Annotated in this window: 5 protein-coding genes, 3 pseudogenes and 1 riboswitch; of the genes and pseudogenes, 6 read left to right on the top strand and 2 right to left on the bottom strand. The window is 71.9% G+C overall.

The window, feature by feature from the left end:
• Positions 1–319 precede the first annotated feature (319 nt).
• Positions 320–558 (bottom strand): annotated as a pseudogene (locus tag IF06_RS33375) (MFS transporter); the annotation flags it as partial.
• A 588-nt stretch (positions 559–1,146) separates the two neighbouring features.
• Positions 1,147–1,331, top strand: a riboswitch (cobalamin riboswitch).
• A gap of 41 nt (positions 1,332–1,372) precedes the next feature.
• Here IF06_RS33375 and IF06_RS0130090 point away from each other — a divergent pair.
• The 6 genes and pseudogenes from IF06_RS0130090 to IF06_RS0130065 all read left to right on the top strand — a co-directional run bounded on the left by IF06_RS0130090 (position 1,373) and on the right by IF06_RS0130065 (position 5,831).
• Positions 1,373–2,356 (top strand): ABC transporter substrate-binding protein, encoded by a 984-nt coding sequence (locus IF06_RS0130090; protein WP_013476127.1) that lies wholly within the window; start codon positions 1,373–1,375, stop codon positions 2,354–2,356.
• Between the two features lie 26 nt (positions 2,357–2,382).
• Positions 2,383–3,420, top strand: coding sequence for a FecCD family ABC transporter permease (locus IF06_RS0130085; protein ID WP_073827192.1), 1,038 nt, complete (start codon positions 2,383–2,385; stop codon positions 3,418–3,420).
• Positions 3,420–3,927: pseudogene (locus IF06_RS0130080) on the top strand (ABC transporter ATP-binding protein); the annotation flags it as partial. The gene IF06_RS0130085 and the pseudogene IF06_RS0130080, both read left to right, overlap by 1 nt.
• 484 nt (positions 3,928–4,411) lie before the next feature.
• The gene (locus IF06_RS34510; RefSeq protein WP_232236799.1) at positions 4,412–4,819 is read left to right on the top strand and encodes a hypothetical protein; all 408 of its coding nucleotides are present in this window, start codon (positions 4,412–4,414) and stop codon (positions 4,817–4,819) included.
• Positions 4,777–4,971 (top strand): annotated as a pseudogene (locus tag IF06_RS34505) (cobyric acid synthase CobQ); the annotation flags it as partial. The gene IF06_RS34510 and the pseudogene IF06_RS34505, both read left to right, overlap by 43 nt.
• A 131-nt stretch (positions 4,972–5,102) precedes the next feature.
• The gene (locus tag IF06_RS0130065) at positions 5,103–5,831 is read left to right on the top strand and encodes a cobalt-precorrin-6A reductase (protein ID WP_013476131.1); all 729 of its coding nucleotides are present in this window, start codon (positions 5,103–5,105) and stop codon (positions 5,829–5,831) included.
• A 22-nt stretch (positions 5,832–5,853) separates the two neighbouring features.
• Here the strand turns inward: IF06_RS0130065 and IF06_RS0130060 are convergent, their stop codons facing one another.
• Positions 5,854–6,636 (bottom strand): CbtA family protein, encoded by a 783-nt coding sequence (locus tag IF06_RS0130060; protein WP_030275084.1) that lies wholly within the window; start codon positions 6,634–6,636, stop codon positions 5,854–5,856.
• Positions 6,637–6,736: the final 100 nt, after the last annotated feature.

The following is a 6,736-nucleotide window of genomic DNA, read 5'->3' as shown; positions in this document are numbered from 1 at the left end:
ACGACATCTACGTCGCACTCTCCACCGGCACCACATTCGCCCCCAGCACCAAATGGCACGACTACTTCGGCCTCACCAGCGAAACCACACTCTGAGCCCGACGGCGAGCGACGCCGGCCCGGATCGGGACCGGCGTCGCTCGCCGTCCACCTACCGCTCCACCACGTTGCGCGAGCTGGAGGCAGGCCTGACCGACGGGCTGGCCTTCGCTGCCGCGCTCACGTTGCTGGTCGTGGCGGGCTGTCGCGGTGCGGCTGCGGCAGCGGCGTCACCTGCGCCTGGCCACCTGACCGGCGGGGACGTGGGCGGAACCCGGGGAGACGATCGCGGTCAGGCCGGCGGTGGACAGCGTCGCCCCGCCCAGGTCGAGCGTCCACCGGCCGGGTCCCGCGATTCCGGGACCAGTATCCGGCCGGCGAGCAGGCAGATCACCACGATCGGGACGTTCACCAGGAAGATCGCACCCCAGGGCAGGTGAGCCAGGACGAGTCCGCCGATCGGCGGCCCGGCGGCGAAGCCCAGCGCACTGGTCGCCGCCCAGATGCCGATCGCCGGGGACCAGCAACAACATCTTCCCGCTCGTCCCCGGCGTGGACGGCGTGGTACGCGACGAGAAGGGCAACGTCCGCTGCGTGGTCCTGCACGATACGCCCCTTGGAACCTTCGCCGAACGCACCCTGATCGACCCTCGCGCAGCGTGGTTCTACCCGACGGCGTGGACCCGGTGCGGATCGCCACCGCCATGAACCCGGGCGATGTCATCCTGGATCGCGCTGACGCGCCGCATCAACTTCACCGCGGGCCAGCGCGTCCTTGTCCTCGGCGCCGTCGGCAACGCAGGTCGGATGGCGATCCAGATCGCGAAGTACCGTGCTCGCTCGTCGAGCTCTTCGACGTCTGCATCGCCGGCCTCATGCCCACGACCGAGGAGCCGGTCGCCGGCGGACGTGGCCTCGCACCTGCGCTCACGTATTGCTGCTCAGCCTCAGCCACGGCGCTCACTGTCGATCACGTGCCCTCGCCCAGCCACCGCGCACGAGAAAGGAGCCGGATGGGTTGCGGGCCGACAGCCACGCCGAGGCCGGTCCGGCGCGTCGGATTTCCCACAGCGGGTGCCCGGACCGGATCCGCGGCGAACGCGGGCCGTTATGGTGGGGACGCCGTGGTGTTCGGGAAGCCGGTGTGATGCCGGCGCGGCCCTCGCCACTGTGATCGGGAGACCGTCGGCCCTCGTCGTTTCGCGAGGTCACTGGGCAGAGATGCCTGGGAAGGCCGGCCGGCGGTTGCTTGTCCCGTCAGCCAGGAGACCGGCCACGGCACGTTCGTCCCCGTCCACGAGGTGTTGGAAGGCGGTCCCGCTGTGCGGTTCCCCATGCCCTGGCGCGTTGCCGCGCCGTTGTTGCTGTCCACTGTGCTGCTCACCGGCTGCGGCGCCGATGCCAAGCCTGCTGCCGCACCACCGGCGGTGTCCGCTGGACCGGTCGCGGTGACCAACTGCGGCACCCCGGTGACCATCGCGGCGCCACCGATGCGGGTCGTCACCATGAACCAGGCCGCCACGGAGATCATGCTGGCCCTGGGCCTGCAAGATCGGATGATCGGCACGGCCTACCTCGACGACGCGATCCTGCCCGCCTACGCGGACGCCTACGCGAAGATCCCGGTGCTGGCCAAGGAGTACCCGACCAAGGAGAAGCTGCTCGAGGCTGAACCCGATTTCGTGTACGCGTCGTACAACAGCGCGTTCGGTGACGAGGGGGTCGGTGACCGCGCCGACTGGCAGAAACTCGGCGTCGGCACCTACATCTCCCCTGCCGGGTGCCCGGCGCAGACCCGGCAGGCGAAGCTCGCCATCGGCGACGTGTTCACCGAGATCCGTGAGCTCGCGGCGATCTTCGGGGTGAGCGACCGCGGCGAGAAGCTGATCGCCGACCACGAGGGCCGCATCGCCACGGCCGCAGGCACCGCCCGCAACGTGAAGGTCATGTGGTGGGACGGCGGCAGCGACGCCCCGAGCGTCGGCGCCTGCTGCGGCGCCCCCAACATGATCATGTCGGCGGCCGGGGTCACCAACGCCTTCGCCGACCTCACCGGCAGCTGGGGCGACACAAGCTGGGAGACCGTCACCGACCGCAACCCCGAGGTCATCGTGCTCGTCGACGCGAGCTGGGATCCCGCCGCGCAGAAGAAGACCTTCCTCGCCGGGCACCGCACCCTCAAGGACCTGCCCGCGGTCAAACAGCAGTGGTACGTGGTGATCCCGTTCTCGTCAACCACGGCCGGTGTCCGCAACGTCCTCGGCGTCGAAGCCCTCGCCCAGGGCATCGCCGCGCTGCCGTCCGGGGCCCCGAGCTGACCGCCGTCACCACCCGGCCCGCCCCGGTGCGCACCCACCGCCCGGTGCGGGCGGTCGGCCTGGCCGCGCTCGTGCTGGCTCTGGTCGCCGGTCTGGTGCTGTCGGTGGCCGTCGCGGTCACCATCGGCCCGGCCGACCTGACTGTCGGGACGGTGTGGACGGTCGTCGCCGGCCACCTGGGACTCGCGAACTCGGACGTGCCGCTGCTGCGCGACCACATCGTCTGGGACCTACGTTTGCCCCGGGTTCTCGGCGCCGCCACGGTGGGGGCGGGCCTGGCCGCGGCCGGTGCGGTCATGCAGACCGTCACCCGCAATCCCCTGGCGGACCCGTACCTGCTCGGGGTCTCCTCAGGGGCGTCGCTGGGCGCGGTCCTGGTGGTCGTGGCCGGCATCGGTAGTGGCGTAGCCGCGCTGACCGGCGGCGCCTTCCTCGGCGCCCTTGTCGCGTTCCTGCTGGTCGTGGGCCTGGCCGGGAGGTTCGGGGCATTGTCGCCGACGCGCGTGGTGCTGACCGGGGTCGCGGTGGGACAACTGTGCGCGGCACTGACCTCTTTCGTGATCATCTGGGTGGCCGACCCGCACGCCACGCAGAGCATCACGTTCTGGCTGTCCGGGTCAATGGCCCGCGCCGACTGGACGGCCCTGGGCTGGGCGGTACCGGTGCTGGTCGTGGTGCTGGCGGTGGTCGGCTGGCACGCCCGTACCCTCAACGCCTTCGCCTTCGGTGAGGAGGCCGCCGCGAGCCTCGGCGTCGAGGTGAACCGGCTGCGGTGGCTGCTGCTGGTCGGCACCGCCCTGCTGACCGCCGTGCTGGTCGCGGTCAGCGGCGCGATCGGGTTCGCCGGGCTGATCCTCCCGCACGCCGCCCGCCTGATCACCGGACCGGACCACCGGCGGCTGCTACCGGTCGCCGTGCTCGCCGGCGCCATCTTCCTGACCTGGGTCGACACCGCCGCCCGCACCGTCTTCGAACCGCGTGAGCTGCCGGTCGGGGTGCTGACGGCACTGGTCGGGGTGCCGGCGTTCTTCCTGATCCTGCGCCGCCGGGAGGTACGCGGCTGATGCTTCAGATCTCCGACGTCTCGTGGGCGGTGCCCGCCGCCCGCATCCTCGACCACGTCACCGGCACCGTCCCGGCGGGCAGCCTGGTCGGGCTGCTCGGCCCGAACGGCTCCGGCAAGACCACCCTGCTGCGGGCCGTCGCCGCCCTGGTGCGCCCGGATACCGGCAACATCACACTCGCAGGCGACGACGTGACTCGGCTGCGGCGCCTTGCCCTGGCCCGGCGCATCGCGTTGCTGGCCCAGCACGCCGAGACCGACCTCGACCTGACCGTCCGCGACGTGGTCCTGCTCGGCCGCATCCCGCACCGCCGGACCCGCTGGTCCGACACCGGCAGCGACCATGCCGCCGCGGTCGAGGCACTGGGCCGGGTCGACCTGGCCGGGTTCGCCGACCGTAAGTGGCAGACCCTGTCCGGTGGGGAACGCCAGCGCGTCCAGCTCGCCCGCGCGCTGGCCCAGGAGCCGGAACTGCTGCTGCTCGACGAACCCACCAACCACCTCGACATCGGCCACCAGCTTCAGCTGCTGCACCTGGTCCGCCGATCGCAGGTCACCGCCCTCGCCGCGCTGCACGACCTCAACCTGGCCGTCATGTTCTGCGACACCGTCGTCGTGCTGCACCACGGCCGGGTCGTCGCCGCGGGACCACCCGCACGGGTGCTCACCCCGGCGCTGCTCGCCGACGTGTACGGCGTCGACGCAGACGTGCGGGTTCACGACGGGCGGACCGTCATTGAGTTCCGGCCGCCGTCATGACCCGGCACGTGCTGCCGGTGCCCGGTCGGTCACCCACCACGCTGGCCACGACACGATCCACCAGCTCGCCGAGCAGATGGCCGCGCGTCTGGGCGTATTCGTGCACAGGTGTTTCCTCGACGGCGCGAAACCGTTTGCTGCACGCGGCGCTCGACGCGGCCACCGGTTCACTGGTCGGACGTGACCCGGCGGTTCGACGCGCCCCGCGCCGGCAACCCGATCATCCTGGCACGATGACCGAGGCCGGCGCTGGGCCGGCGTTCCTCGCGGCGCAGCAGGCGGCGGGAGTCATTGCGGCCAGACACCGCGGTGACTTCGCCGGCGCCGAGGAACTGCTGGGCGCCATCGGCGACGAGACCGTGCGCACCCGGGTTTCATGCTGCTCGCCGAACTCGCCCTTGGCCCTGGTCCAGTCACAGACAGGGCAGAGCATGGACGAACTCGTCCATGAGGTCACGTTGCTGATGGCCGAAGTGATGGGCAGCGTCGGACACCAGCCCGGGCTGGACCTCGCCCACGCCGAGCCCGGCGGTCCGGCGGATGGACAGCAGGCGATACTGGGGCGGTGGAAGGACAGGCTCGCCGAACCGGGCGGCTCATGGTGGCGGGCACGACGTCGGACGCGGGCAAGAGCCGGGTGACGACCGCGTTGTGCCGGGCGTTCGCACGGCGCGGTGTTCGGGTCGCTCCGTTCAAGGCACGGAACATGGCGAACAATTCGATGGCGTGTGCGGGTGGGGCGGAGATCGGCCATGCTCAGTGGGTGCAGGCGCTGGCGGCGGGCGCAGAGCCGGCCCGGCAGGCCCGGCTGGATCTGCTCGCCGACCTGGCGGAGAAACACCTGGAGGTCGACGCGCTGCTGAACCTAGCCGAGCGGGGCGCTCCCGCGGCGCCGGTGATCGGACCCTACGCGTGAGGATTCTCGTGCTCGGTGGGACGGGCGAGGCCCGCGCGCTGGCGGCCTCGCTCGTCGACGACGGTGCCGTGGTCGTGACCTCACTGGCGGGGCGGGTCGCGCGTCCCCGGCTGCCGGTGGGGCAGGTCCGCGTCGGTGGCTTCGGCGGGATCGCAGGACTGGCCGCGTACCTGGCGGAGACCCGGGTGCGTGCCGTGGTCGACGCGACGCACCCGTTCGCGGAGAAGATCAGCGCCAACGCGGCGGCGGCGTGCCCGGCCGCCGGGGTTCCCCTGCTCCGTTTGGAACGGCCCGGCTGGGCCGCTCGCCCCGAGGCGTCGGCCTGGTACTGGGCCGGTGACCACAGTGAAGCTGCCCGGGTGGCGGCCGGTCTGGGCGACCGGCCGTTCCTCACCGTCGGACGGCAGTCGCTGGCGCACTTCGTCGAACCGTTGCGCCGGCACGCGTGCCTGGTTCGCGTGGTGGACGAGCCCGACATCGTCCTGCCGGTGTCGTGGAAGCTGCTGCGCAGCCGCGGTCCCTACACCCTCGCGCACGAGCGGGAGGTGATGGCGGGCACGGACGTTCTAGTTACCAAGGACTCCGGCGGTGACCACACGGTCGCGAAGCTGGAGGTCGCCGCCGAGCGGGCGATGCCGGTCGTGATCGTGCGCCGCGCCGGGCCGCCGGCCGGAGTGCCGCTGGTCCGTGACGTGGACGCCGCCCTGGCGTGGGTGCGGGCGTTGCCCGCACCCTGACGCGAGGTTCAGCCGGGAAGGTTCAGAGCGTGGCCGCCAGCTCCTGGCGGCGCAGCCGCTCGGCGGCACGGTCCGCGTCGCGTCCGACCAGACCGGTCAGCACTGCACCCAGGACCGCCCAAGTCGCGGCCAGGGTCGTGATCGACGAGATGCGGAAGTACCAGAGTGTGTCGGCCGGGAAGCCGCCGACCTCGTTGACCGTCGGCAGCAGAGCCCCGGCGACCACGACGACCACGAGATAGGCGCCGGCACCGGCCAGCACCGCCGAGTATGCGCCCAGCTGGGGCAGCAGACGCCGGGCCAGGACCACGGCGCCGATCGCGGCGGCCAGGCTCAGTGCCCAGAACCCGAAGTACAGCGCGGTCCGCTCGTTGATCGTGTCACCGGAGCCGACCGCCGGTGGTGTGGCGGGGTACTTGAGGAACGGCACGAGGGCGGTGGCGACGAAACCGACGGCGGCGACCACCGCGGTGCTGGCCCGTGCGGACAGGGAGCCCAGACGCCCGGCGGCGAAGGCGGCAGCGAGCGCGGTCGCTCCACCGAGGACGATGCCCACCAGGATGGTGCCCAGTGCCAGGCCCCCGGTGGACTGGGTGCCACGCGAGACTTCGGCCTCCTCCTCATCGTGGCTGTGAGACTGCTCGGCGGTGGCATTGTCGTGCGGGTGCTCGGCGGCACCGGCTTCCTCCAGGGCGATGGCTGCATCGACCTGGGGTTCGGCGACGACGTAGGAGACGAGGAAGGCCGCGAAACCGGCGATGAGCCCGGCCAGCAGCCCGTGAACGAGAAAAGTGCGAGGGGTCATCAAGGGTCCGTTCGAGAGCCGGCCGCGGGCAGCACGAAACGCCCGCAGCGCCGGTGACGAGGAAAGACGAAAACTCCGGCCGGGCCGGGCGAACTGCCGC

The sequence above is a fragment of the Micromonospora globosa genome, from assembly GCF_000717585.1.
Classification (GTDB): domain Bacteria; phylum Actinomycetota; class Actinomycetes; order Mycobacteriales; family Micromonosporaceae; genus Micromonospora; species Micromonospora aurantiaca.
This window is presented reverse-complemented; position numbering and strand designations above follow the sequence as displayed.

Excerpts from the sequence above, each read along its gene's own strand:
- IF06_RS0130090 (WP_013476127.1), top strand. The coding sequence starts at position 1,373 with ATGCCCTGGCGCGTTGCCGCGCCGTTGTTGCTGTCCACTGTGCTGCTC.
- IF06_RS34510 (WP_232236799.1), top strand. The coding sequence starts at position 4,412 with ATGACCGAGGCCGGCGCTGGGCCGGCGTTCCTCGCGGCGCAGCAGGCG.
- IF06_RS0130060 (WP_030275084.1), bottom strand. The coding sequence starts at position 6,636 with ATGACCCCTCGCACTTTTCTCGTTCACGGGCTGCTGGCCGGGCTCATC.